Raw genomic sequence first — 26,604 nt, forward strand, 5'->3', positions numbered from 1 at the left:
CCCATTTTGTATATTTGAAATTTAATATTACATGATGATAGTTGATACCAAAGCCATTGTAAAGCAGTCCGAAATATTCGCACTTAATTTAGTGAAGCAGATTTCAAAAATCACGGTACGACCGTTCCAAGAAATAACTTTTCATTCCTCAGAGTTCAGAGATAAGATGACGCTCAAAGCTCACTTGCACAAAATTCCCAAAAGCAATTATCCGCTTATTTATATTATTCAGGTTCAATCCCCGACAAGCCTGAAGAAATTGATTGAACATTTTGAGGGCTACCATACCATTAATAAGACCAAAACAAAGAATAAGGATCGTGTCAATTTATCCCGGTATAATAAAACACCATCCAAAGTGCTGTATGTTGGCAGTTCTACAACTGATTTTAAAACACGAATAAAAAACCATCTTGGTACTGAAGGCACAAGGGTTTACAGCTTACATCTTTGCAAATGGGATAATTGCTTGGATTATAAACTTAAAGTGTCGGCATTTGAAGTGGTGTCCGACAATGAGGAAGTGGTAGAGCGGTTCATAGTTGAAATTCTGGAACAGCATTTTTGGGACAAGTTAAAACCCGTTTTTGGTAAACGAAGCGGATTGTAATGTATGGAAATCAATTCTTGAAGAATCTTTCTGCTATCTTGCTAATTCCGGCACTGAAATATTTTCCACCGCTATACACAACTTCGATTGCTTTCCTCAGCTCTCCAGGATCTGCCCCCTTTAATATATATCCGGCAGCACCGTTTTTCAGCATTTTTAGCACGTCTTTCTCATCATCATTCACGCTGAACGCTAAAATTTTGACATTGGGATAATCAGCGTTTAGTGCCTTTGTGGTTTCAAAACCGTCCATAACCGGCATATTTATATCAACAATGCAAACATCAGGCAATACCTCAACCTTTTGCATTTCATCTAATGCCACCTTTCCGTTTTCGGCTTCAAATACGGTTTGAAAACCAAAGCTTTCAAGAAACTTACAAATTCCATCCCTGAGTAAATCGTGGTCGTCGATTAAAGCGACCCGTATTATTTGCATTGTATTCATTTTATCTTCTTTTACGTTGGAACAATCCCTTCCATCCTCCAACAGATTTTACAGCAACAGATGTTCTTTTCTCTTCTAATATATCATTTCGTATATCTCTTACACCCTGCTTTATAAGCCAGTTGTAAAACGCTTCCATATCGTCAGGTGTAAAGTGGATTACCTCTCCGTTTTTAAGAGAAATGGAAAAGAAGTTAGTCGCAACTGAAAAAGCCGATAGTTCTGAAGCAGGAAATTGTAAGGTTGGATATGTATTATTTTCAGTGTCCATAATAATTCGGTTTTTATTTAGTGGGACACCTAACTATATAAAAAGGAAGGCGCAGGCCACTACAACTTACCGACATTGAGGTACTGGTATACCCGACAACGAATAAGCGAGCGCCCACGCCTATGGCATGAGCGTTCTTACTTATCTGTCCCGTTGTCTTAAAAATTACCAGTTTTCAATGTGGGACTTAAAGCAAAAACACTTTAAGATTTTTCTATATGTTGCTACAAAGATACTAAACTCCCTACTTATACACAATCACACTTTCACCGTCACTCTCATCAAGGATGTTATAAACTAACCGATACATAATTCTGTTCCAGTGTAGCGATGATATCAGATTGTTTGAAAATTATTTTACCGCCAATCTGTATATAGGGAAGTATTTTATCATCACGATATTGCTGGAGTGTACGTTTGCTGATATGCAAAAGTTCACACACATCCTGACCGGATAGATATATTTCTCCATTCATCACTGGCCGATAATGTTTTAGTATTTCACCGATACGGGTTTTCAATAGCAATATCATTTCCTGATGCGCCATGATCTCTTCATCGTCATTGGTCAATAACTCCATCTTCGTTTGATTTATACGGCTGACCGGCTTTGAGCAAAGCCTGTACGTCCGACAGTTTATAATAGTTTTTTCGGTTCAATCTTGAATATGGCAGCAAGCCTTTATCCTTATAAGTCTGTAAAGTCCGTTTGGTAATGTTCATCATCAAGCACACCTCCTGGTTATCCAACCACTTTTCCTCTTTGAAAATGGGAGCATATTTTTGGGTAGCGTTTTCAGTCAATTCCAAAAGCTCCTTCAGCTCGTTTTTCATTCCCTCCAAAGTGGATTTCTGTATTGCGATTACTTCCATAGTTTGCTCATTTTTTCCGTGGAAGTCTAATTTATCAACGCTTTCTAAGAGGCTGAACAATGCTGTAGCGATTGGCGTTGAAAGGCAGTGTTTGGCTTGTTACCAGGTTGGAGAATAAAAAAATCGGACAACCTTTTGAGCTATCCGATTTTGTAATAATTATTTTGGAAGACAAGCTATCTGTGTGAAGCTGGCTGTTCGGTTTTCACTTCTTGTTTTTCTTTGTCATTTTTCTCACGGGAATAAACCCATAGCGATAACAGCCCGAATATAATCAAGGCATAAGCTATCCATTTACCAACCTTTTCAATCAATTTAATGAAAACCGAACTTTCATAAGATGAAAACCCCTCTGCTCCCATAGGGCTGCGCCTGTAAAACTTTCTGCGGTTAATCCAGTAACGAAGTCCCAAGCCTGCAACCAAAAATATTATCCCTATAACTAATGATGCAACCATAACAAAACTACTTTATTTAAACACTCGGAATTTACGAAAAATATTTGTTTAGACGCATCTAAAAAAGGAAATCCTGCCTTGTGTGGCAGGACTTCTTTTTTATTAATCACTACTATTAAATTGAAAGCTTAATTGCTTTTCGTTCCCGAAGTTATCCGAAATCCAAACCTCAAAGGATTGTGATACGGCAGATGCCGAGGTATAGTACAAACGGAACTGCTCGGTTGGTAACTCGTACAGATCATTAGGCAGGTACGGCGGCTCATCGTAATACCTAAGCGTACCTTGTCCGTCAAACTGGAAGTAGCGAAGGAAATATTGCGTGTTGCTATAATTTCCCGTTCGCTGTATGGTAATGCGAATCTCTACCGTCTGTCCGTTGGCGACATCGTTTGGCACGGGCATGACTTTTACATCAAACGGAAAGTCGTTCTGTATTTCAAGTTCATCATCTTTGTTACAAGACACCAATGTAAAAGAAGCTGTGAGGATTGCCAGCAATACATATACTGGCAGTAATCCTATTTTGAATTTATTGAATATTGCTATCATTGTTTTATGTTTTAAAAGTTAAACCTTAATCCCACACCTGCGGACGGTCTGAACTGTTCCAGGTCAGTACCCCAAAGAACTTTTGTACGGCCTTGCAGGACTAACACAAATCGGTCTGACAGGAAGGTTTCAAAAGTGAGCCGTCCGCCAGCTCCGTAGATAAAATTGTCCTCAGTTAATATTTTCGCCCCATCATATAGCATTGCTTCGCCACGGTTGATGCTTTCGTAACCGACTACACCAGTTATACCGAAGTTCAGTGTAATGTTCTTACGGGCATCTCCTAACAGGAAGAAGCTGTAACCGCCCTCGGCTGAGTAGCTTTCCTGTGGTATGCGGAGGTCTTTATACTCGTGGTATTGGTGGGTATATTCCAAAGCCCAAAGCTGGTAATTACCATTTTTACCGTTCACGGTCATTGCTGCACTGATGTAATAATCATTACCAATCTTATTATCGGATAATATGCCGGTGCTTATTTCCAATCCTTTCTGTTTAGGCAGCATTCGTTGTGCCTGCGCCATTGTGATGCCCATTAAAACGAGCATCACGGTATAGATATATTTTTTCATTTTATTGCTATCGCTTTTTTAAGGTTATTAGAATTTCAGGTGCATATCGTTTATCAACCTGGCTTTTATCAAGTCCGAGTTTTCTACCTGAAGCGTTTGATGCCTACCGCCGTTCTTCTCGAATATCTCAATCAGTAGCACCTTGTCATCGGCAATGGTAAACTGGTCTAAAAGAAAAACATTTTGTTCGGTCGTTTTACCGCCAATTTCATTCAACGGTTTGTAGGTGCGTAGTGGCTGCAATGGTCGTTCCTGTATTACTGTACGCTTGGCTACTTTCTTGTCCACTACTTTGAAATTGATGAAGTCAATCTGAAAAGGAACATTGGTGCGGTTTCTTAATTCCGTATGGAAATAGTATTTACCATTGTGGATGTAAATACCTTTCAGGGTAAATTGAATGCCGAAACTTTTGGCCCCGATATGCTTCACAATACGTTTATCCTTTTTGTGGATGGTTTCCAGGAGTAAGCCAGCCAGTGAGGGAGAATTGTTGCCCAGCTCTTCAAAAAGCACATCGTTCCCCTTTGTTTTGTCCACTGACTTTTGCATCGTCAGTAGATCATAACTTAAAGCCTCAGGGTAGGAACTGTAATGTACATTGAAGCTGTAAAAGCGTCCGTCATTGGTAATGACAGAAAAGTTGGTTTCAGGTTCAAACTCCTTTACCGAAGCTTTTACACGTAATACGTTTTCTGCATCTTCTGCTTTTCCGGCTATCAGGTATTCGCTGCCCAGATCCACATAGCGGATAGCGGTCGGGAAAATCAAATGGGAAGTCTTATCGTAGGTAACTTCCATTCGGTACGGTTCAATCTTGCCTAAAGCAAGTCGGTTTTTTGCACTATCCTGTGCGTGAGATTGTACAGCAAAGCCTACTATCAGGGCTAATGCTAAAAAGGTTTTAAAAAGACTTTTCATTTTTGAATTTATTTGCGTTCAACATTATTTTTTGGAAACGAGGAATACCTGATGCCCCGCTTTCAGCGTGACTTTAGGTGTTCTTACTTTTTTGGAGAAATACCCTGAAATGCCTTGAACAACGCCACGGCTAAGGTCTGCGGCAATTTGCTGTCCTGCTGATTGCGTAAGCATAAGGCTTGTGCCGGAAGTCTGGCTCATATTACCAGCCATTTCAGTAAGAGCATTCATTTCCGGCGAGTATGGCACGTACAAACCCTGCTGGCCATCAAGATCATAAATAGTAATGTCTACGGGAATGATATTGCCGTCCAGTTCTATGGAAGTAACCTTTAGTTGTAAACGTCCACCCTGAAACTTGCCAATAGCGGTTAGGATAGTTCCCTGCGGAATAGTACGGTTCGGTGTTTGAGCAGGCTCCAGTAATCGAAGGCGGACACCGCTTTCACCGATAATGGTCTGTGTTTCCTGTATGCAGGCTTTAACGCTGTTTTTGGGCTGTGCCACTTGTTCTACCGAGCCGGCAGTATAAAACCCTCTGTTCCTGTTTTCGCTCCAATTGGCTAAAAACTCATTATCTGTAGGCTCCCGGTATAAAGCTGATACTGCTTTTTTCCTTGTAGGACTGAATGCCACAAAATATTCTTTCTGCGTATTGGACGAAGAACTGCGGGCAGCACTATCTGTAGCGGCAGGTTGTCCATTGTTTGTTCCCGACGGAAGATATTTTGCAGCCATCTGGTATGATTTTTCCATCAAAGCCAGTTGGTCATCAACGGTTACACCGGCAGGTACATTTTTTTCTGCCAGTTTTTCCTTCAGCTCATCCAATTGCCTGCGGAGTTCAGCCGTTTCAGCATTATCGTCCTGATAAAAAGAACCTAATGTACTTTGTGCATTTCGGTAGCTGTTCAGTGTAGAATTGCCGGATCTTGTGTATCCTTTTCCACCGCCATTAGCAAAACTATCATCCTCTTCAGGTTGCTCATCGGCCGAAGCGTCTTTGTCATCGGTATTCCAGTAATCTGAAAGTGTTGCCAGGGCATTTCGCTTTTCCTGGTCCTTCTGTTCCAGCATTTCCTGCTCATAAGCTTTTTGCTTGTCAGCCTGCATTCCGGCTTCGGTAGCTTGCGGCACGGCATCGTTTAAACCGATGTTTTGAATTTCCTTTTTATCGGAAGACGGTTTAAAAATCAGGTACATGCAGCCTACGAATACAATGCCCATTAAACCGAATATCAAGGGCTTTTTAAGCCTTTCTTTATTGCTCTTTTTATCATCGAGCAGGCTGGATGTTTTACTTTGGTCGCCCTCCTCAACGAGTATGCTGACCCTTTTTTCATTTTCTTTCATAAAATTGATTTTTGAGAATTTGTAATGTATCCTGCAAGGGTGCAGGACTTTCTTTCTTTTGAAGGACAGGGTTTTCGATATGCTCGATAACCATGCTGTTATCAGACTTAGCCGTATCATACCATACTTTAAAAATGACCCCTACGGTAAGAAGCAGATAGGCTGTAAAAAAGTATAGCGTGTACCTGTGCTGTTTGTTTACCGGCAATGCCCGCCAGCGTTCGTCCAGCCGATCAAAGTACCTGTCCATATTTGCTCTTAATTTTTTCATACTATAATGTTTGTGTTGTTATAGCCTGAAACGCTTAGGGCTTTGACCTGCCTTTTGCTTCTGCTCATCATTGACCGAAGCAATTGCATCCATTGCTTTAGGTGCGGTAATTGTGGAGAGGCTTGTCAGCTCCGATTTTTTGAGCAGTTGCCCGAAGCGGTCTTTCTTTGCGACTTCCATTTTGTTAAGAGAGAATTTGCCGTTTAGATATTGTACCCACATACTGCATTCTACACGTGGCTTGTCTTCTCCCGACCATTGCAGGTATCCCGTCAGCAACAAATCCTGTTTAGGCAAACTATCTGTACCTTTTTGGCAGCTTTCGAGGTATTCCCCGATGCTATCCTTCAACTTTCCGGCATACGCACCCTGCGTATGGAAATAACCGTTATATCCTTTATCGGTAAGGATTTTCGCAAACGTGTTTAAATCTGATAATGCTTCCATAAGATTGTTTTTTAGCGGTCGATGACTTCTATATCCCTGTTTTCTGTTACTGCAAACTTTTCGATATTGAAACCTTGCGGGTTATTGTCCGAACGGACTGAGTTTACAAGAAAGCAGGACGTAACCAGGTTGCGCCTGGTCACATTGCTGGAACGAATGATGAATTGCTTGGCATAGGTGCGAACAGCATAAGGATAAGTATCAAAATTGCATACTACACTATCCACCTCGATACGTTGCTGCACGTTCCCCGATATGATACGGTTGTAATAACCTTTTTCCGAAAGGTCTTTGTAATAGTCAAAGGCACTTTTGTCGGCAAGGTTGAACGCTCTCTTCATATTGTTTTCAATAGCGTTCTTATCGGGAGCCAGCGTAAAGAACAGTTCGTGAAAACGTCTGACGTGTTCCCTTGCTTCAACAGGACGGTTGATACTCGCATCTTGCGATAAAGCAAGCATCAACGATTTGCCGTTGTCCAGTACATAGATTTTTTGTCGTTGTTGCTCTGCAAAGTGGTAGGACTGCCATACGGCATATCCTACCACGCCAATGCAGAGAACAGCAAACACAATGGCATACAATCGTATTTGCCGAAAGCTGTTTTCTATATTTCTTAGCGTTTTAAATTCCATTTTATTTAATGATTAATTGTTTTTATTTCCCCATTAATTTGCCACCGATATTCCCTACTGTGGAACCTGCTCCGGCTCCGGCGATGTTTCCGGTTTTCATTGCCGTTTGATTTACGTTTCGGGTAAAGTTTCCTGCACCTCCGGCTTGGATTACCCAGCCTGTCACAGTCGGTATTGTGAAGTATCCGATAATGCCGATAATCATAAAAATGATGTACACCGTGTTGGAGGTATCTGGTATGTAGGTGGGATCGGCAAGCATTGCGATATCCCTTTCCAGTATCAGAGATTGTATTCTTGCCAACATAGAGCTGAACAGATCTGAAACAGGAAGCCACAGGTAAACACTTATATACCTCGTGAGCCATTGCGTGAGCGTGGACTGAAAACCGTCCCAGACGGAAATGGCAAAAGCTATCGGCCCAAGTATGGAAAGGACAATCAGGAAAAACGTTCGTATGGTATCAATCACCAAAGCCGCAGCCTGAAAAAGTATTTCCAGTAAATTCCGGAACCAGTCCTTTATGGCTTTTTCTATCTTGTAGGCTTGCCTGTCCATATACATCCCTGCCATTGTCCCGATGTCGGAAGGCGACCAGCCCAATTCATCCAGTTTCTTATCGAACTCTTCGTCCGATACCATATAGGCTGTTTCGGGGTTTCTGACCATTGCTTCGTATTCCAATCGGTCTTTCTGTTCCTGTAATTCATGCAGGTCGAGTACCTGGTCTTCGAGTATTTGATGGGTTCCCGTTACCACGGGGCTAAGTACCGCATTGATGGTTCCTAACACGATGGTTGGAAAAAACATGATACAAAGCCCCAAAGCAAACGGACGTAGCAACGGAAACATATCAATAGGTTCGGCACGGCTTAAAGCCTGCCAAACCTTTAATGCCACATAGAACAACGCACCCAATCCCGCCAGACCTTTGGCCACTGCCGCCATGTCGCCGGCAAGCGGCATCATGTCGTCATACAGCGACCGCAGGAGTTCGTGAAGATTATCCCATTCCATAGTTTACCAGTATTTTTGGTTAGCAGTTCCGTAGAGTTCAAGCACTCTCTTGGCATCGTTTTTCTTTTTCGCTCTCAGGTAGCTTACAGAAATATTCTTAGTGGTGTAGTACCTTACAAGGCTGTGGTAATCCTTAACCTCTTTGTACACACGGTCGATGATGTCCATACGTTCCTTATCGTTGAGCGATAGGCTTGAAGCGGTAATAATCTGTTTCAGTTCCTTCAACAATTCAGTACTTTCATTAAGCAGTGCTGAATACCCATTGCCGATTGCGGTCAATTCCTGTGGCGAAAAATTGGGGTCGTTCATCATCTTGCCGAAATTCTGCACGTACATTTCGGACACATCACCCACCAGGAGTACTGTTTGCTGTACCTTACGGGCATCTTTCACAAGGTTGTTGATCGCTTTCAGCTTATCGTAATACTCTTTTCCCTGTTCGTACACTTTCTTCACTTCGTTGAAGTTTTTAACTACATTGCTCACGGTGGAAGAGGTCTGTACGATTTCATTGGCACTGTTGAGAATACCTGAAGCCAGGTTAGCGGGATCGGTTACCACCCATTGGGCTTTGGCTGACGGTGCTACGGCAAGCATCAATGCCGTACACACCAGTAACATTACTTTTTTCATTGTTCTTGAATTTTAAATTGTTAATGATTATTGATTTGATTTATCACGCCGCTGGATAGCGATGTGCTTAATGGCGAGTTCTACATTACCGTCCAGTTCTGAGGCAAGCTGCATCACTTCCATCTTTTCGGTTTCTTCGGTCGTGTATGCGAGGTATTCCTCCAAACTAACTTCAGTGGCATAAACAGCGGAATGGGTTCCGCCTAATCCAATCCAAACCTCTTTGTACAATCGGCTTGGGTCGTTATTCATGTTAATAGAAAGAACCTGTCCTTTTTCCTTATCCGTTAGCCCCAACATGGCCTGTATATCATCGAACTTGTTCATATACTTGCGTTGGTCTAAGAGTATCTTGCAGTCGGAATTGTTGATGATACTTTCTTTTACAATGGGCGACTGGATGATGTCGTCAACTTCCTGCGTTACCACGATGGCTTCACCAAAAAACTTCCTGACGGTTTTAAACAAATACTTTATGTATTCTGCCATTCCTTCTTTGGCGATTGCCTTCCATGCTTCTTCAATCAGTATGAGTTTTCGGATACCTTTCAGCCTCCGCATCTTGTTGATGAAGACCTCCATAATGATGATCGTGACTATGGGAAAGAGGATTTTGTGGTCTTTTATCGCATCAATTTCAAACACAATGAAGCGTTTGGAAAGCAGGTCTAATTGCTTATCTGAGTTCAACAGATAATCATACTCTCCGCCTTTGTAGTAGGGTTCAAGCACGTTGAGGAAGTTCGCAATGTCAAAGTCTTTTTCCCTGACCTGTTTTTCTTCAAGCACCTGCCGGTAATCGCCCTGTACATACTCATAGAAGCCATTGAACGACGGATAAACATCTTCCTGCTTGATGCGCTCGATATATCCCGACACCGCATTGGATAATGCGACCTCTTCTGAACGGGTAGGCGGTTCATCGTCACGCTTCCACAGTGTAATTATCAGGGTTTTGATGCTCTCCCTCTTTTCGATGTCGAATACGCCATCATCGGTATAGAATGGATTAAAGGCAATCGGATTGTCTTCGGTGTAAGTGAAGTACACACCGTCTTCCCCTTTAGTCTTGCCTTTAATGAGTTCGCACAATCCCTGATAGGAATTACCTGTATCTACGAGCAGGACGTGTGCGCCTTGCTCATAGTATTGCCTCACCATGTGGTTTGTGAAGAATGATTTACCAGAACCCGACGGGCCAAGTATAAACTTGTTCCGGTTCGTGATGATCCCACGCTTCATTGGCAAATCCGAAATATCCAAATGGATTGGCTTTCCCGTTAGCCGGTCGGCCATCTTGATGCCGAACGGTGATGGCGAATTGTGATAATTCGTTTCTTCCGTAAAGAAGCACAATGCAGGTTCAATGAACGTGTAAAAGCTTTCTTCACTTGGAAAATCACCTGCGTTACCGGGCATTCCTGCCCAATAGAGCGTAGCAACATCCGTAGTGTTGTGCCTTGGTTTACATTCCATCAGTGCCAATGCACTACCGCTATCATTCTTTAGCTGTTTGAGTTCGCCCGGATCTTCAGACCACGCCATGATGTTGAAATGTGCCCGGATAGATGATAGCCCAAAAGAGTGAGCTTCGTTCAGGTAACGCTCAATCCACTCTTTGTTGATTTGGTTTGCCCTGCTGTAACGAGCCAGCGAGTGCATGTTCCTTGCAGACTTCTCAAACTTTTGCAGGTTGTCTTCACTGTTATCTAAAAACAAATATTGGTTGTAGATATGGTTACAGCTTAATAGCAATCCTACAGGTGCTGCGAATGATAAACGGCAGTCGCTGCGGTCGGTAGATAATTTCTCATAACGGGTATCTGCCGATACTGTTCCGGGCAGGTCGTCCGTATCAGAAAGCGTGTGCAGGCATAACCTTTTGTTGCCGATACGCACTTCTTCACCTCCCAATGCGATGTCCTGCATCGGAGTTCCGGCATCTCTTGACAGTGTTAGGTACTGTTCCAGCAATCCCTGTTTCCCATCCGCACCGATTATGTCCTCTTCCGTAAGACGTTGCAGCATGATAAAACCGCTATCATTTACGATACGCTCAAACTGTGCAACAGCTTCCATAAAACGGTGAATGGCTTCCTTATCCCTGATTTCCTTTGGTATCAATACACCTTTACATAGCGATGAGAAATTACTCTGCATACGCATACGCTCTTTCGTTGTTTTAGTCAGGAACAGGTAGGAATAGTGGTTAAGGAACGGTCGTTCATTGAAATGGCGTTGATAAGACTTTGCGAGAAAGCTCTGGTCTTCCTTCGCCATATCAGGTGCGTAGCTTTCTTTGATGTACCAATCCTGTTTGTGGATAACCGTAAAATCCGGCAAAGTCTTAATGGCCTTATGCCAAGCAGAATGAATTGCTTCGTATTCTGCTGAGGCTACAGTAAACAGCTCCGGTAAACGCACTTCAAAACAGGCGGTGATGTCCGCATCTTTGGAAAGGATGCAATTGTTTTCTACTGCCAGTAGCGGAAACTTGCTCTCCAGTGTTGTGGTCTTTGCTACATTTCTCATACGGCATTCGATTTACGGGTGAACTTTATGTAGCGGTGTACCGGCTTGCGACAGATGATGTAGCGGGGATGCCTCTTATTGGCTGCTATCTTCATTAACCCGTGTTCTCCATACTTTTTGTTCAGGGAGAAGGTTTGCCACACAATAAGTGAAGCGCCACCAGCTCCGAGGAACAGGCAGATGTAGGAGTTAACCCCGGCCATGTAAAGTATCATGACCAGGATAAGCGTACCGAGCAATCCGCCAGCGAACATGAACAGGTATTGTGCTTTCAGCCCTTTAAACTCCACTGTCCTCCCAATGCCTTTGTTGATATTGTAATTACTCATAAGGCAAAGGATTAAAGGAAGAATGAACGAAGGATGGTAGCGGCAACGATTAGAAAAATACAGGCACCGAACCACGAAGCTGCGGTCTTACTCGTATCAGGGTCGCCGGAACTGAATTTGTTGTACACCTTAACCCCTCCGATTAGCCCCACTACGGCACCGATGGCGTAGATGAGCTGAGTGGCGGGATCGAAATAAGAGGTTACCATTTGGGTAGCTTCGTTGATTCCTGCCGAACCGTTTCCTTGTGCGAAGACACCAATTCCTGACAGCATTGCCGCCGCTGCCAGAAGCACTTTTTTTCTTTGTTTTTCCATAATTGAAACACATTAATTTGTTACTGTTATCCCACACCTTGCGGGCTTTCGGTACAAAAGTGTTTCGGAATATGAGGCAGTCTAACAAAGTGGCAGTCAAAGGAATTGTTTGGCGGTGAGTGGCTTTGCAATAAGCATTTCAGCATAAAAAAAACGCCAAACTTTTTACAGTTTGACGTTCGGTTATCGACTTTACGATTTTACAATTTTCGCCCCTTTTGTTTAATTTTATTTTGTTGGGTTGGCTGTTGTTTATCTTCAGCTTTTTGCAGGTTCTTTTCAGTTTTCAGATTGCTTTTAATCAACCCGACAAGAAAGGTTTTTTCCCAGGGTATTTGCTTTGCTTCAAACTGTAATTTCAAACCTTGCTTTTCCAATCCGTGTGTTAGTTCAAATCCGTAGTGCCTGTTCCATCCAATCCTGTCAAGCAGTCTTTCAGAAGGAAACCGTACAGCAATTAAATCTTTGGGTAGCTCTTTGATATTGCGGTAATCCGGCTCCTGAAACTCATGTGTCTTCGGATTGTATGGAATAGTATAAGTTCTTTTATCTTCATCATAATAGTTACCTATATCCGAGAACACAATACCTTTTGACAGGAAATCATCTTTTGGTCGAAGCATATCCATACGGATATCCACATAGAATGTATGCCCTGTAATATCTATCGTTGGCAACATTCCTTTGTTTACACGTAAATCGTAGGCTTTGGAATCAACTATATTATTTTCAGACTTTATTTCTGCCTGCTTCTGACGAGTTTCAACTACCCAATCAATGTAGCCTCTTGCATCATCTATGTTGTGTGGTACAGACTTTCTGCCCCCGGACAACTTGCTATCATCAAGCCCAATGATAAATCCGTGATTGGGGAACTCATCTGAACGATAAACAATGATGAGATTATTAATGTCTTTGCCAACAACATTGTTCTTGTGGCTGGCTATGGTATGTCCTTTATATTGCTCGAATATATAATCAGGGTCGTCTTTGGTAATCATATCTGTACTATTTAATTAGCCACGTCATTTTTATCAGCTTGCTATACCGTTAAAAACATAGGGAGCTGTCTTTTCAGACAAACTCCCCGATGTCAAAATCACTCAAATCACTTTTCCGCAAAGTGGAAGAACTGTCGTCGCTTCCAGATGAAAGTGTGCTATCCAAAAGCTCGGCAATTTTTCGGGAAGCACCTTCTATGGAATTTTCCAGTAGGCTGAATAATTCGGTTCCCTGTAATTTCTGAACTATGGCTGCCGCTGTTTCCTTTTGAGCCTGTTCCAAATTCTCTTTTTGGAGCAAAGCACCTACGGAGCTTAGTTCGTCGAAGGTAACCCCCTGGGCAAAACCGTTATCGCCATTGGCTATCCCATACCTGTTCCATTCTTCTTCCTCTTCTTCCCAATCAGGTGTATTTCTGAAAACTTCGTCCAGTTCTTCCTGCGGAATCTGAATGCTGACGTTTTCGTTTTCGTCGTATTCAATGTCTAAATTATCAGGGTTTATCTCTACTTCCTCGATTTGGCGTTCATTGGCAGTGTTTGGCATTGAAAGGCTTCTTACGGGCTTCGGTTGCCCCATAATATCAGGAAGATTCGGATTTACTTTCTCCTGTTTCGGCTTTTGCTCAGATCTCTTCCTGATAACAATCTTATCCTGTACAAGCAGGGCAATTACAATCAGGAGGCATATTACAATTACTGTTTCCATAGCTTATAAAATAGGTTTGTATTTGTCATTGAAACTCTTGGTAATCTGCTCTCCAAATTCCTGAAAATGGTAATCAAGTAAATTGTCTAAATAACCGTAAATGGTTATTTTATCTTCGCCTATCACTTGTACAATGCGTGATAATTTTTCGTGAAAATCCGGTCGGATATAAACCGTCTTCCCATCACGGGCATTGGTGTCCGGCCTTCTGAAAAAGATACTTTCATAGTCGGCATCACTTACCTTTTTCGCCCTGCTTTTTTCTTTAACGGTTGGTTTATCTTTTGGCAACTCATTAGTTTTAACCTCTTCCTTTTGAGGTTCTTCGGATAGTTCAGGCGGAAGTTGTAAGCCCTCTTTCTTTACACCATCAACCATCAGGTTCATCATCAACTCTTCATTGATGTCGGGCGTGGCTTTTCTCTTATTATCTTTCTCCATAAGGCTATTATTGAATGATTTTTAAAAATTCATCTATGAACAGGTCTAACTGACAGGCTTTCATCAGACGTTCATCGGGAGGCATCACGGTAGAACGGAAAACGGTTTTGCTATCCGCTTCGCTTTCTTTACGAAACCTTGTGCTGTTCTTAATTTGGCTCTGCATCAGGCTTAATCCCAATTGTTCAATAAGCTGATTATACACGTCATATAAGGGGGTGCTTTCCCTGCCATCAACTTGGTTCCAAAACAGGTTAATGGTTTGTATGGCAGTTTCCCCTTTTTTCATAATCACGTCCTGCAAAAGCTGTGTAAAAATGAGCGTACTCTCCATTACTACACGGTCAGCGGTAATAGGTGTAAAAATGTGGTGCATTCCTGCCAATGCTTTCAGAATGCCGGGCGTATTCACGGTTCCGGGCAGGTCAAAGAATACCATATCAACCGGAACGGAAGAAGCGTTTACAAATTCGTGTGCCGCATCCAATACGCTATCGGCTTTGTACTGCATTATGGGATAAGCTTTTTTATTGATGGTGGTAAATTGCTTGTACGCCAGCTTTTTCAAAGCCTCGTTTTCCATTACCATTGCCAGATCCCTGGTCTTCATTTTCATCAGGGTGTGTTGCGGAAAATCCGCATCGAATACGGCTACATTGTAGCCCAACCGATAGTGCATCGTACTTGCAACAAGTGTTGTAAAGGTGCTTTTGCCGACACCACCTTTTTGGGAAGAAAAGGCGATAAATACTGTTTTGTGTTTTGCATTCATATTGCTACTGTTTTTAATTATTTATATATCCATTTACTTATGTTCGTATATCCGCAGTTAGCTACTTAGCACTGCACCTATATTCATAGCTCTGTATAGAAATAGTCAGGTGCGCAAGTGTGTAGCGAACTGTCTATATACCCGAATACGCATCTATATCGGTATGTAAGTTTTTACCAACCTACCTAATTACATACGTGCTTAAAACTTTATGTGCGTAGCCACATAAGTAGGTACTCCCGTCTGTAATTTTTTACATCTGCACAATTGTATTTCTCTGTATGTGTAATTGTGTATTTACGTTGTTACCTGCATAGCTATCTACACCCTTATATCGGTTCACAGGTACAAAGGAATGCACATATATAGGTGCTTTTATTATCGTGGCATTGTTTGGCATTCAAAGGCAGTGTTTGTCCGTGTATCGCATGTCAATACTCTGTTTAAGAGGGGCTTACTTTGTAAAATGATTTTTATTAACAGGTTTATGCAAAAGCATCTTGAAAAAATGGACACTAAGCAGGACGGCTTCAAGCCGTTTTTCCCTGCTACCTATAATCCGTCCCGCAGGGCGGATTTTTGTGTTCACCGGAACACGGCAAGTTGTGTTTTGAGGCACTCGAAACCGAGTTCGTGCCTCAAAACAACTTGCCCTTTGCAGGGGGCAGAAAACACCTTCCGAAGTCAGGGTTTTTGTGTGGATTAAAATGGATTTGTGATGAATGAGAACAATAACAAAAAACAGAATAAAGGTGGACGGACACCTAAAAGTGATCCAAGTATCCACCGTCACGTTTTTCGTCTGACAGATGAAGAAAACGCCAGGTTATTATCGCTTTTTGAAGCATCGGGAATGTCCAATAAAGCGAAGTTTATCATTTACCTGCTGTTCAGTAAGGAAATGAAATCGGTTAAGATTGACAAAGGAACAGTTGATTTTTATATGCGACTGACTTCGTTTCACAGTCAATTTCGCTCCGTAGGCGTGAATTATAACCAGATTGTAAAGCTGCTGTACAAGCATTTCTCCGAGAAAAAAGCGGCAGCATTTCTATACAAATTGGAAAAACAGACGGCTGAAATGGCGATGCTATGCCAAAAAATCATCCAGCTAACGGAAGAATTTGAAGCGAAACACCTGAAAAAACAGCCTTAGAAATGATAGCGAAAATTGGCAGAAGCGGAAATTTGTATGGAGCATTGGCGTACAATCAGCTCAAAGTGGAACATGAAAATGGGCAGATTTTGTTTACCAATAGGATAATTGAAACCACTAATGGTCATTACTCCGTTGCACAATTAGCCCAATCTTTTGCTCCTTACCTCATCGCCAATCGCAATACTGAAAAGCATACGTTGCATATTTCGCTCAATCCCGACCCGAATGATAAAGTTAGCGATGACAAGTTTCGGGAAATGGCAGAACAGTATATGCGGGAAATGGGCTACGGGGAACAACCTTTTGTAGTATTCAAGCATACCGACATTGGCCGCAGCCATATCCATATCGTATCGGTTTGTGTGGACGAAGAGGGTAAAAAGATTTCGGATAAGTTCGAGAAAATGCGGTCTATGAATGTATGCCGTGAACTTGAACGGCAACACGGATTGATACCTGCAACTGATAAGGAGCATAAGCAGAACGAGAAGATTTTCCGTCCGGTAGATTATCGTGCAGGCGATGTAAAGAGCCAGATTGCTTCAGTAGTTCGCCACCTGCCGAATTACTACCAATACCAGACGTTGGGAGAATACAATGCTCTGCTTTCCCTTTTCAACGTTACCACCGAAAAAGTGGAGGGCGAATTGCATGGCAAGATGCAGCGGGGGTTACTGTATATCCCGTTAAATGAAAAGAGCGAAAGAGCCGGACATCCGTTCAAGGCTTCTTTGTTCGGAAAGAATGCAGGGCTTCCGGCTTTGGAATTGCATTTTGCTAAAAGTAAAGAGGCTTTAAAAGACCACCCTACAAAGCCAACAATTAAGGCTGCCATTACCATTGCTCTGAAAACTACCAGCGATGAATTGAGCTTTAAAAAACAGTTGGCAGAACAGGGCATTAACGTAGTAGTACGCAGGAATGATGCAGGGCGTATTTATGGAATGACATTTATAGACCACAATTCCAAAACCGTTTGGAACGGTTCCCGTTTAGCAAAGGAACTTTCAGCCAACATTTTCAATGACTACTGGAATAACAATATTCAACCGGAAGTAAAAGAGCCTCCCGAGCTTCAATCAAAAATCTCTCACGCAAAAGATATCGAAGATCTGCCTTTGGAAAAACCACATCATTTATTCGACTTCCTCAATACAGAGCCTATCCCTGAGAAATATGAAGGTGGTTTGATTGAGGCATTGGGTGGTTTGCTTCCCGAAGCCCAGGGCGAAGATTACGAAGAACAGGATTTTGCCAACAAGATGAAGAAGAAAAGAAAGCGCCAAAGAGGTCAGAAATAATCTTGTAACATAAAAGCAATCTTATTCTTGTTTTATACTTATATTTGTCAAACGCTTACAACGGAAGCGTGCCACTCATCTGAGCAAAACTGTGTCAGTACCGTTAATTATTTTTCGTCGATTATCGAAACAAATTTCTCGTTTCGGAAGATGGTAGATGAGTGACATTTTTTAGCGGGATTTTTTTTAGATATGAAACGCAAAAGCAATGGGCATACTGATGACTACTTAAAACGTCAGGCCAAAGACATCCAAAAACAAGAGAATATCTCTTATCTCCAAGCATTAGAAAAAGCCGCAAAAAATGCTGGCTTCAACAATTGGAACCATTTTGTCAATTCCTCCAAAAGCGGTGTTACCCCATCAAAAGAAAAGGTCGAAAAATTAAAGGTCGATCATCTCAATCAGCCTGATTATGATGAATCGAAAGCAATTAATCCGTACCGTAATCTTCTTGTGGCAGCAATCAATGAAGTATTGGATAAAAACCTCATCACGTTAAATGCTACAACACCGCCCCAACAGGACGGACACGTATTTGTTGACCTATTTGGTTTTCCTTCCGTTGTACTATGGCAAGACATAGGATTTGAAGAATTAAGAATATCCGTTTGGTGGAAATACAACCATAGTAAACATCCGCAGGCAAATCTTACAGGAAATGCACGTGAGAACTTTAACGGTTCAAGCCCATTGGCAAATCGAAATCACTACAAAAACTTTGTAGGTGTTGTCATAAGCGGATGGTTAGAAAGAAAAACAGGAAAGTATATCCAGGGTAAAAATAATGAGTCCATCTTCGACCGCTATATCCGCAAAGGAGAAAAAGCTGAATTGGAAAAGCTCCCCTTACAGAAGACAAAGGGATTTAAAACAGAAGGTAAGTTTCATTTTTAATATTACTACCATTATGGGTACAGCTAAGGTTGTACCCATTTTTCTTGCTCTACTAAGCCAAATAGTGCCTTTCACCGCCATCTAAAGACAGATCCTGCCAACTGCTTCCGATTGCCTCTAAATTCACTTGCAAAAATTCAATTTATTGAAATATGCAAGGAGAAGACGATTTAAGAGGTTTAGCCAAGATTATGGCTTTTATGAGGGCTGTAAGCATCCTTTTGATGCTGATGCACTTTTACTGGTTCTGTTACGGGTTCTTTTTAGACCGTGGCTGGACACTGGAGATCATCAATAAAATATTGGGAAATTTTGAACGGACGGCCAGCCTGTTCTCCCACACCCTTTACACCAAAATATTTGCTTTGGTTTTGCTGGCGTTAAGCTGTTTGGGAACCAAAGGGGTAAAAAATGAAAAGATTACCTGGCCCAAGATTTACACAGCTTTAGCTATAGGTTTCGTTCTGTTTTTCCTTAGCTCACCATTGCTCCAATTGTCAGCGGGGCTTGCAACTTCTCTATACATCCTGACCAGCTCATTAGGATACATTGCCCTGATGATGGCCGGTGTATGGATCACCCGCCTGCTGCGCACCAATCTCATGGAGGACGTTTTCAATAACGAAAACGAAAGCTTCATGCAGGAAACCAAGTTGATGGAAAACGAATACTCCGTCAACCTGCCTACCAAATTTTGGTACAATAAGAAGGAGCATAAAGGCTGGATCAATATTGTAAACCCCTTCAGGGCAACGATTGTATTGGGAACTCCCGGATCAGGTAAATCTTACGCAATAGTTAACAGCTATATCAAACAGCAGATAGAAAAGGGTTTTTCAATGTATATCTATGATTTCAAGTTCGATGACCTTTCTACCATTGCTTATAATCACTTGCTGAAGCATAGAGACAAGTACAAAGTAAAACCGAAATTCTACGTTATCAATTTTGACGACCCACGCAAGAGCCACCGGTGCAATCCTATTAACCCCGATTTCATGACTGATATATCCGATGCCTACGAATCGGCTTATACCATCATGCTGAATCTTAACAGGTCGTGGATACAGAAGCAGGGCGATTTCTTCGTGGAATCCCCAATTATCTTACTGGCTGCTATTATTTGGTTTCTAAAAATCTATGACAACGGAAAATATTGCACGTTTCCACACGCCATTGAATTACTGAACAAAAAATATTCAGATGTATTTACAATTCTGACTTCTTATCCCGATCTGGAGAACTATCTTTCTCCATTCATGGATGCCTGGCAAGGCGGCGCCCAAGACCAATTGCAGGGACAGATTGCATCGGCAAAAATTCCATTGTCAAGAATGATTAGCCCGCAGTTGTATTGGGTAATGACCGGGGATGATTTCACGCTCGACATCAACAACCCTAAAGAGCCTAAGATCTTATGCGTGGGTAACAATCCCGACCGCCAAAATATTTACTCTGCTGCATTGGGCTTGTACAATTCAAGGATTGTAAAACTCATCAACAAAAAGGGACAATTAAAGAGTTCGGTTATTATAGATGAGCTGCCCACGATTTATTTTAGAGGACTGGACAACCTTATCGCAACTGCCAGAAGTAACAAAGTTGCAGTTTGCTTAGGCTTCCAGGATTACTCACAATTAATCCGGGATTATGGCGACAAGGAAAGTAAAGTAATTCAAAACACGGTTGGGAATATTTTTAGTGGCCAGGTTGTCGGAGAAACAGCAAAGAACCTGTCGGAACGCTTTGGCAAGGTACTACAGAAACGACAAAGCCTTACCATCAACCGGAATGATAAGTCCACCTCAATCTCTACCCAATTGGATAGTCTTATTCCTGCTTCTAAAATTTCTACCCTAACACAAGGCATGTTCGTTGGGGCAGTATCGGACAATTTTGATGAACGAATTGAACAAAAAATATTCCATGCTGAAATTGTGGTGGACAATGAAAGAGTTGCTGCTGAAACTAAAGCCTATAAAAAAATACCGGAAATCTTATCGTTTACTGATGAACACGGTACTGATAATATGAAGCAGGAAATAGAAACTAATTACCGGCAGATAAAAAAAGACATCGTACAAGTTATCGAAGCGGAGCTTGAACGCATCAAAAATGACCCCGATCTACAACATTTGGTTCAACAGGGTAATTAAAAAAAGGGCTTTGAAAAAAGCCCTTTTTAGTTCTCACTATCAATACCCACTACAATACACCACGTGGCAAATGAATACCTTTAGTCCGTACAATACTTTCTGAAACCGTCGGGGCTTCTTTTGGTTTTTCAATCTGTACAACTGGTTCATCTTTAGGCTCCGGTGTTATGGATAGTTGTATTTTCCGTTCAACGGCAGCCAATTCCGTTTTCAGTTCAATTAGCTTGCTTTCCTTTGCCCATGTACCATTAACCACCTCCTGAAGCACGGGGAGGTCTTTTTGAAGTTCGGCTATCTTCTTTTGTTCCTGCTCAATATAACCCGGCAGCTTTTCCAGTGCTTTCAAAAAATTCATTGCTGCCGTTTCAGGATCTTTAGCCATAATGCCGTTGTTGTATGTGTATTTTATGTTACCCTCTCCCTGTACCAAGAAACGATTTACACGAATGTCCACACCTTCTTTTTCCGACACTTCTGTTTTTACCAATAACTGAAATCCATACAGGCTACCTATTTCCTGATAGTCACCTCCGGTACGGGCAGTGTCCGCAATCTGGTTAAGTTTGGCTCCTATCTGTTTTACATCTGAGTTTGAGGATAAGCCATCGAGCTGTAATGGATTTGCAATAGTACCATCCGAACGCTTTTGTATGCGCCCTTGTAAGTTATCCCAATCAAGATTAAACTTGTCCAGACGGGAACCGGCACTTTCAAGCATTGCGGTAGTGTCTTCCAGTTTGTATTTGGAACTGAATTTGGAACGGTTGAAAGCCTGCTTTTCGCTTTCCAGTCCTGCAATCTGTTTTTCCAGCTTCGCTTTATCCAAAAGGTCGGTATTCCCTGAAAGGATTGCCACGTATTCCGAAAAGTTCATGCCTGATTTTTCATCCATGCTTCCCTCATCAATGGTTCGCTTTCCGAGATTATTAGATTTTAGCTGGTCTATGAAGAGTTGCTTATTATACAACAGGTTAAACTTGTAGCTATCCAATGATTTTTCTACCGCATAGATGATGATGTCCACTTTGTTGTCTGCAAAGAACTTCACTATTTCATTTCCTTTTCGGATTGCCCTTCCATCACGTTGGGCAAGATCGCTTGGCCGCCACGGTGTATCCAGGTGATGAACAGCTACGGCTCTTTTCTGTGCGTTTACACCAGTGCCGAGCATACTCGTAGAGCCGAACAGCACTCGTATTTTTCCCTCGTTCATCCCGTTGATAAGCTCCTTACGTTGCTTATCATTTTTGGCTTCCTGTATAAAGCGGACTTCATGAGCCGGAACGCCGTGGTCTTCCACGAGCTTTCGCTTTATTTCGGAGTACACATTCCATTCACCGGGCTTGTATGTTCCCAAATCAGAGAAAACGAACTGTGTGCCTTTCTGTGCCTTGTATTGGTTGTAATACTTGGCAATATTGGCAGCACAATGGGAGGCTTTGTTATCGGGGTGGTCTTCATACCTTCCGCTTACCATTCGCATATCGAGTGACATCTTACGGGCATAATCCGTAGCGATGAGCATCTTTGCTTTTTCCTCTCGGTCTGTTAGTGGAGGTCTGCCTAAGAGTTCTGCATTTCCTGTTTTGGCAAAATCCATTAGCTTTTTGATAAATACATCCTGATCCGGTGTGGGAGGTATGTTGTACAATACCTCATTTTTATTAGGACGGTCTATACCTATATCCTTTGCCGTCCGGTAGTCTGTGATTTCTGAGTAGAACTGTGCCAGTTCCGGCACTTTAATAAAGTATCGGAAACGCTCTTTAGCTACGATGTTGTTAGCCACCGAAAACTCATAATCGGTGGTTTTCCTTGCATAGATGGCTGCCCAGGCATCAAAAGAGTTGATACCCTGTTTTTCCATTGCCCGTGGGCGCAGGTATTTGAAGAGAAGATATAGCTCCGTTAAAGAATTGCTGATCGTTGTTCCCGAAAGAAACGTTGCTCCCATATCGGCATTGATACGTTCCTGAATAGTACGGATAGCAAAAAGCAGGTTCATTGCCTTCAGGCTTCCGTCCACATTGCCTAATCCTGCAACCCGTGTGTGCCTTGTATTGAACATCAGGTTTTTGAACTGGTGGCTTTCGTCCACAAACAAGTGGTCTATCCCCATCATCTTAAAATCCACGACATCATCCTTGCGGTTCTCAATATCGTGTTGCAGCGTTTTGAGCTTTACTTCGAGGTTTTCTTTCCGCTTGATTACTCCGGCAAGCATACCCCTTGTAACTTCCTTGCCCTGGGATTGCATGGCATCAAGGTTACGCTCCACGCTGTCCAGTTCTATTTCGAGTATTTCCTTTTGTATTTCGGGCGACTGCGGTATCATTCCGAACTGGTCATGCGTGAGGATTACACAGTCCCAATCATTGTTTTTAATATCACCGAAAATCCGTAGCCGTTTTTTGGGAGTGAAGTCTTCCTTACCCGGATACAGAATCTTGGCGTGTGGGTAGGCAGTCCGGTAGGCTTCGGCTATTTCGTGAACGTTGCTTTTTAACCCGATAATCATAGGCTTATGGGCTAAGCCCAACCGCTTCATTTCCTGTGCTGCGGTACACATTACCAATGTTTTTCCTGCACCTACTTCGTGGTCGCAGATAGCACCGTTGTTCAGTTTTATCATCCATACGGTGTCCTTTTGGCTGGAATACAGGTCTTGAATGTTCAAGCCTTTTCTGTCCAGTCCGGGAAACTCCTGATGGCTTCCATCATAGTTCGGACGCACAAAGCAATTAAAGGTATCGTTATACTGGTCGGTCAGCCGCTGCTTAAACTCATCGTTCTGTCCGTGAAGCCAGTCGCTGAAGGCTGTGCGAATTTCATCAATCTTGGTATTTGCCATTTGTATGGCTTCCATATCCCGTACCTTGACCTCCTGATCGCCAACCATCACTTTTTTGGTAATATCCGGTGTGGTATTAACCAGTGCGTGTTTAAGCAGTGCAATTCCGTCAAACGTCCGGCTTTCGGCTTTGACGGAATACTTATCCCATATATGCACATTCTTCTGATCGCATTTTACAGAAAAGTCATCGGAGCTTTCAGAGTAATGAACCAGTACATCGGTATCGAAAAGGTGCGAAGCAAAACGGGCATAAATGCCTGTAGGTATCCAGCGTTCACCCAGGTTGAAATCCAGCTCTTCAAATTCGATGCGCCCCGGTCTGGCTTCTTCCAGGACCGTAAGGCTTTCTTTGGCTTGCACATCATCCGGATTGCTTACAATATAGGCTCTGACTTCCTCCGCCTTTTCTACTACGTTACCCGAAATCCAACGTTCGGATATTTCGTATTCCTTTTGCAGTGGATTGTAGAAAATGCGCCCGTGCAATGCTTCTCTCAAAGCATCGTCAGTCATACCGCTGATTTCGGATATATAGCTCAAATCAACGCTTCCGTATTTGTTGAGCGAAGCCGCTAACGCTTCTTCAGGATTGTCGGTTGCGATGGTTACGGTAGAAAAACTTACGGGATGGCTGAAAATATCCGCTTTATGAACCACGCCTCCAATAACACGTTCCAGATAAGGGATTTCTTTACCGGCACTATCCGTTTTTATTAGCTTGATATTATCAGCGCTATTGAGATTGCCATACCTTTTGACAAAGGCATCGTATAAGCGGTTAAGGGTTTCCCGTTCTTCTTTGTATTCGGTCTGAAAGGTTGCCTCTTTGTTGTAAAGCCCCTGGTAATTATCACGCACAGCAATGTACGCCTCGGCTCTTGCTTTTTGTAAAGGTGGTAATTGCAAAGGATGGAAAACAGCCGTACCACCTGATGTATCTACATCTTGCAAATGACCAATCCAACCATTGTCTATCACAAGACAATCGTTCCGGTGGAATGATTGCAGTTCACCACCATACGGAGCAGGTTCGGGAATAGTATTCAGGAGGGCAGGTTGAGCAGCCTGGCCATTATCATTGATACCCGAAAACAGGTCGCCGATAGCTTCCTGTTTTATGCCGTTCGCTGATGTATTTTGATTGTCAGCCCTATTGGAAACCGGAGGCGTATAAGGTTGCTGCATCGCACTGAACAGATCGGTTTGGCGACCTATCGCACGGCGGTTTGCTTTAGCGCTTTGCCTTTTGGGTTGCGTCGTTCTTTTGGGTGGAGCAAGAACCGCTACCGGTTCATCTATATTTTCAAACAGATCGAAAATGCTTAACTGCTTTAATTCCTGTTGACTTTCCTGAATAATTGTTGGTGTAGCTAATGACTGTCGTTCCTGATTGATTACAATAGGTTCTACAACCGGCGGTTGCGGTATTATGGGAATTTGTATAACAGATTCATCGTTCCGCTCTCCTTTATATAAATTGAAATCCAAATGCTTTCCAAAGTCTTCCGATAGCATCCGTTGCAGGTCTCTTGCAATTCCGGCCACTCCGTCTTTATGCGTGTAGATTAAGGCAGGCTGCCCATAAGGGTCGGTATCTAATTTGCGGTCGGTATGCACAATCCTTGTGCTATCCTGAAAGAGTGCATTGCCCGGAGTATTATATTCTGTTTGCCTGCTTTGGCAAAACAGTTCTTCAGCTTCGGTCAAACCTTTTTTTGCCGTATTCTTTTGAAGGATAATCAGGTCGCTGCCAACCTCTGTGCCTGCGTATTCCGTAAAGAGGTTGTTCGGTAAGCGAACAACTGAAACCAAATTGTTATCCTGCATCAACGCCCTGCGTATCGGTTCATTTTTCGGACTATTAAGAATGCCCTGTGAAGTGATATACGCCAGTAAGCCACCCTCACGGAGCATATCAGTACCTTTCAGGAAGAAGTAATTATGTATGCTTCGGGTAGCCTGTACTTTGGCTGTTTCTTTGCTTCGGGAATAAGAAAGGTCAAATACGGATGTGTCACCGAACGGTATGTTACTGGCGACAACATCGTAGCTGTTATGTTCCTTTTCGGAAATTTCCTCGAAACCGCTTACACGGACATTGCTTTCGGGATACAGTTGTTTTAAAACTTTGCCTGTGAGCAGATCCTTTTCATAAGCGGTAGTGCTTGCTTTCTGGTTTTCTGAAAAGGATTGTATGAATGAGCCGATACCTGCGGAGGGTTCAAGGAATTTCTGAATGTCCAGGCCGTTTTCACGCAAGGTTGCGGAAACAGCATCTATGATTTGTGGTGGCGTATAAAAGGCCGTCAGTACGGAGCTTTTCATACTATCCACATACCTGCGGTATTGTTTATCGTTTTCGGAATTTTCTTTGAGTAGTGTGTGGAGTTCCTGCGTGAGCGGAAACAGGTCGTGTTCTGTCTTTCTCCAGTGATTGATGTCTATTGCATTCTCTATGGGGTTCAGCACGAATTTAAGACCGCCAAATCCGCTGTATTGCATCATTAGCAGTCTTTCGCCTACGGTGGCTTGTCGTTTCTCCTTTTCCAGTTTAAAAGCAATTCGTAAGGCATCAATATTCAGTTGGAGATGTTGGCGTTTACTGAAGCCCATTTTCCTCTATCCAGATTGCGATGGTTCCGGTCAGTTCCGTATAGAGCAGGTCATACGCTGTGCTATAGGCGAAGTTATCTGTTAGCACATATCCTTCAAATACAGGCCCGCAAACAGGTAGCATTTTCAAAGCGAATGGTCGTAGTTCTTCATCGGCCATTATGGTGTCAAACTCATTGCATACGACCTGAAAAACTGTGTCGAACCTGGAGAAGTGTAAGCCTTCAAACAGGATGTAGTTAGCGATCTCATCGCATTGGTCGATGGAGTTTCCTGAGCGAAAAGCACCTTCATAGGCATTGGCCGCCCACGATGAACGTTGTTCTATAAACTTGTTGTCGTATGCCTTTTCGGGAAAGCTGGTATGTAGTAGTTCCTGTAATCGTAATCTGAAATACGATAAGTCTTTTTGCTGTGTATCCATATAGAATTTTATTTAGAATTTTTGCCTGAACCAT

Annotated in this window: 28 protein-coding genes; 5 read left to right on the forward strand and 23 right to left on the reverse strand. The window is 42.6% G+C overall.

Features of this window, described 5'->3' with window-relative positions; genetic code table 11:
- Positions 1–31: 31 nt before the first annotated feature.
- Positions 32–610, forward strand: coding sequence for a GIY-YIG nuclease family protein (locus LBYS_RS00750; RefSeq protein WP_013407002.1), 579 nt, complete (start codon positions 32–34; stop codon positions 608–610).
- A 10-nt stretch (positions 611–620) separates the two neighbouring features.
- Here LBYS_RS00750 and LBYS_RS00755 read toward each other — a convergent pair whose 3' ends face one another.
- From LBYS_RS00755 to LBYS_RS00855, 21 genes are all read right to left on the reverse strand, one after another.
- The gene (locus tag LBYS_RS00755) at positions 621–1,058 is read right to left on the reverse strand and encodes a response regulator (protein ID WP_013407003.1); all 438 of its coding nucleotides are present in this window, start codon (positions 1,056–1,058) and stop codon (positions 621–623) included.
- Between the two features lies 1 nt (position 1,059).
- Complete coding sequence (locus LBYS_RS00760; protein ID WP_013407004.1) at positions 1,060–1,329, reverse strand: hypothetical protein; 270 nt, start codon at positions 1,327–1,329, stop codon at positions 1,060–1,062.
- 290 nt (positions 1,330–1,619) lie between these two features.
- Entirely contained in the window at positions 1,620–1,910 is a 291-nt protein-coding gene (locus LBYS_RS00765; RefSeq protein ID WP_013407005.1) for a helix-turn-helix domain-containing protein, read from the reverse strand.
- On the reverse strand, positions 1,891–2,202 hold the full coding sequence (locus LBYS_RS00770) for a helix-turn-helix domain-containing protein (protein ID WP_013407006.1): 312 nt from the start codon (positions 2,200–2,202) through the stop codon (positions 1,891–1,893). Before LBYS_RS00770 ends, LBYS_RS00765 begins: the two co-directional genes overlap by 20 nt.
- A 176-nt stretch (positions 2,203–2,378) precedes the next feature.
- On the reverse strand, positions 2,379–2,660 hold the full coding sequence (locus LBYS_RS00775; RefSeq protein WP_013407007.1) for a hypothetical protein: 282 nt from the start codon (positions 2,658–2,660) through the stop codon (positions 2,379–2,381).
- A gap of 102 nt (positions 2,661–2,762) precedes the next feature.
- A complete protein-coding gene (locus LBYS_RS00780) occupies positions 2,763–3,212 on the reverse strand; it encodes a DUF3872 domain-containing protein (RefSeq protein WP_013407008.1) in 450 nt (149 codons plus the stop codon).
- A gap of 11 nt (positions 3,213–3,223) precedes the next feature.
- Positions 3,224–3,784: a conjugal transfer protein TraO gene (locus tag LBYS_RS00785; RefSeq protein WP_013407009.1), complete on the reverse strand. Its 561-nt coding sequence runs from the start codon at positions 3,782–3,784 to the stop codon at positions 3,224–3,226.
- Between the two features lie 27 nt (positions 3,785–3,811).
- Positions 3,812–4,705, reverse strand: coding sequence for a conjugative transposon protein TraN (gene traN / locus LBYS_RS00790; protein WP_013407010.1), 894 nt, complete (start codon positions 4,703–4,705; stop codon positions 3,812–3,814).
- A 24-nt stretch (positions 4,706–4,729) separates the two neighbouring features.
- Positions 4,730–6,058, reverse strand: coding sequence for a conjugative transposon protein TraM (gene traM / locus LBYS_RS00795; RefSeq protein ID WP_013407011.1), 1,329 nt, complete (start codon positions 6,056–6,058; stop codon positions 4,730–4,732).
- Entirely contained in the window at positions 6,045–6,329 is a 285-nt protein-coding gene (locus tag LBYS_RS00800) for a hypothetical protein (protein WP_013407012.1), read from the reverse strand. The genes traM and LBYS_RS00800 overlap by 14 nt, the downstream gene beginning before the upstream one ends.
- A gap of 18 nt (positions 6,330–6,347) precedes the next feature.
- Positions 6,348–6,776, reverse strand: a complete 429-nt coding sequence (locus LBYS_RS00805; protein WP_013407013.1) for a hypothetical protein — start codon at positions 6,774–6,776, stop codon at positions 6,348–6,350.
- 11 nt (positions 6,777–6,787) lie between these two features.
- Positions 6,788–7,411: a conjugative transposon protein TraK gene (gene traK / locus LBYS_RS00810; RefSeq protein ID WP_013407014.1), complete on the reverse strand. Its 624-nt coding sequence runs from the start codon at positions 7,409–7,411 to the stop codon at positions 6,788–6,790.
- A gap of 22 nt (positions 7,412–7,433) precedes the next feature.
- Positions 7,434–8,429 carry a conjugative transposon protein TraJ gene (traJ, locus tag LBYS_RS00815; RefSeq protein ID WP_013407015.1) on the reverse strand — a complete coding sequence of 332 codons (996 nt, stop codon included), beginning with the start codon at positions 8,427–8,429 and terminating at the stop codon, positions 7,434–7,436.
- Between the two features lie 3 nt (positions 8,430–8,432).
- Positions 8,433–9,065 (reverse strand): DUF4141 domain-containing protein, encoded by a 633-nt coding sequence (locus LBYS_RS00820; protein WP_013407016.1) that lies wholly within the window; start codon positions 9,063–9,065, stop codon positions 8,433–8,435.
- Positions 9,066–9,092: 27 nt separating this feature from the next.
- On the reverse strand, positions 9,093–11,597 hold the full coding sequence (locus LBYS_RS00825) for a TraG family conjugative transposon ATPase (protein WP_013407017.1): 2,505 nt from the start codon (positions 11,595–11,597) through the stop codon (positions 9,093–9,095).
- Positions 11,594–11,926, reverse strand: a complete 333-nt coding sequence (locus tag LBYS_RS00830) for a DUF4133 domain-containing protein (RefSeq protein ID WP_013407018.1) — start codon at positions 11,924–11,926, stop codon at positions 11,594–11,596. The genes LBYS_RS00825 and LBYS_RS00830 overlap by 4 nt, the downstream gene beginning before the upstream one ends.
- Positions 11,927–11,937: 11 nt before the next feature.
- Positions 11,938–12,243, reverse strand: coding sequence for a DUF4134 domain-containing protein (locus tag LBYS_RS00835; RefSeq protein ID WP_013407019.1), 306 nt, complete (start codon positions 12,241–12,243; stop codon positions 11,938–11,940).
- 200 nt (positions 12,244–12,443) lie between these two features.
- Positions 12,444–13,244: a hypothetical protein gene (locus tag LBYS_RS00840; protein WP_013407020.1), complete on the reverse strand. Its 801-nt coding sequence runs from the start codon at positions 13,242–13,244 to the stop codon at positions 12,444–12,446.
- Positions 13,245–13,317: 73 nt separating this feature from the next.
- On the reverse strand, positions 13,318–13,953 hold the full coding sequence (locus LBYS_RS00845; protein ID WP_013407021.1) for a hypothetical protein: 636 nt from the start codon (positions 13,951–13,953) through the stop codon (positions 13,318–13,320).
- Between the two features lie 3 nt (positions 13,954–13,956).
- Positions 13,957–14,394, reverse strand: a complete 438-nt coding sequence (locus tag LBYS_RS00850) for a DUF3408 domain-containing protein (RefSeq protein WP_013407022.1) — start codon at positions 14,392–14,394, stop codon at positions 13,957–13,959.
- Between the two features lie 7 nt (positions 14,395–14,401).
- On the reverse strand, positions 14,402–15,166 hold the full coding sequence (locus LBYS_RS00855) for a ParA family protein (protein ID WP_013407023.1): 765 nt from the start codon (positions 15,164–15,166) through the stop codon (positions 14,402–14,404).
- A 718-nt stretch (positions 15,167–15,884) separates the two neighbouring features.
- On the opposite strand from LBYS_RS00855, the gene mobA reads away from it, so the two are divergent.
- The 4 genes from mobA (at position 15,885) to mobC (ending at position 20,679) form a co-directional block, all read left to right on the forward strand.
- Entirely contained in the window at positions 15,885–16,322 is a 438-nt protein-coding gene (gene mobA / locus LBYS_RS00860; RefSeq protein WP_013407025.1) for a conjugal transfer protein MobA, read from the forward strand.
- A 2-nt stretch (positions 16,323–16,324) separates the two neighbouring features.
- A complete protein-coding gene (gene mobB, locus LBYS_RS00865) occupies positions 16,325–17,626 on the forward strand; it encodes a conjugal transfer protein MobB (RefSeq protein ID WP_013407026.1) in 1,302 nt (433 codons plus the stop codon).
- A 192-nt stretch (positions 17,627–17,818) separates the two neighbouring features.
- Entirely contained in the window at positions 17,819–18,523 is a 705-nt protein-coding gene (locus tag LBYS_RS00870) for a P-loop NTPase family protein (protein ID WP_013407027.1), read from the forward strand.
- 152 nt (positions 18,524–18,675) lie between these two features.
- A complete protein-coding gene (gene mobC, locus LBYS_RS00875; protein WP_013407028.1) occupies positions 18,676–20,679 on the forward strand; it encodes a conjugal transfer protein MobC in 2,004 nt (667 codons plus the stop codon).
- A gap of 49 nt (positions 20,680–20,728) precedes the next feature.
- Here the strand turns inward: mobC and LBYS_RS00880 are convergent, their stop codons facing one another.
- Together LBYS_RS00880 and LBYS_RS00885 are read right to left on the reverse strand one after the other, a co-directional pair.
- Complete coding sequence (locus LBYS_RS00880) at positions 20,729–26,146, reverse strand: helicase-like domain-containing protein (RefSeq protein WP_013407029.1); 5,418 nt, start codon at positions 26,144–26,146, stop codon at positions 20,729–20,731.
- Positions 26,133–26,570, reverse strand: coding sequence for a DUF1896 domain-containing protein (locus tag LBYS_RS00885; RefSeq protein WP_013407030.1), 438 nt, complete (start codon positions 26,568–26,570; stop codon positions 26,133–26,135). Before LBYS_RS00885 ends, LBYS_RS00880 begins: the two co-directional genes overlap by 14 nt.
- Between the last annotated feature and the right edge of the window lie 34 nt (positions 26,571–26,604).

Origin of the sequence: Leadbetterella byssophila DSM 17132 (assembly GCF_000166395.1) — a bacterium.
Classification (GTDB): domain Bacteria; phylum Bacteroidota; class Bacteroidia; order Cytophagales; family Spirosomataceae; genus Leadbetterella; species Leadbetterella byssophila.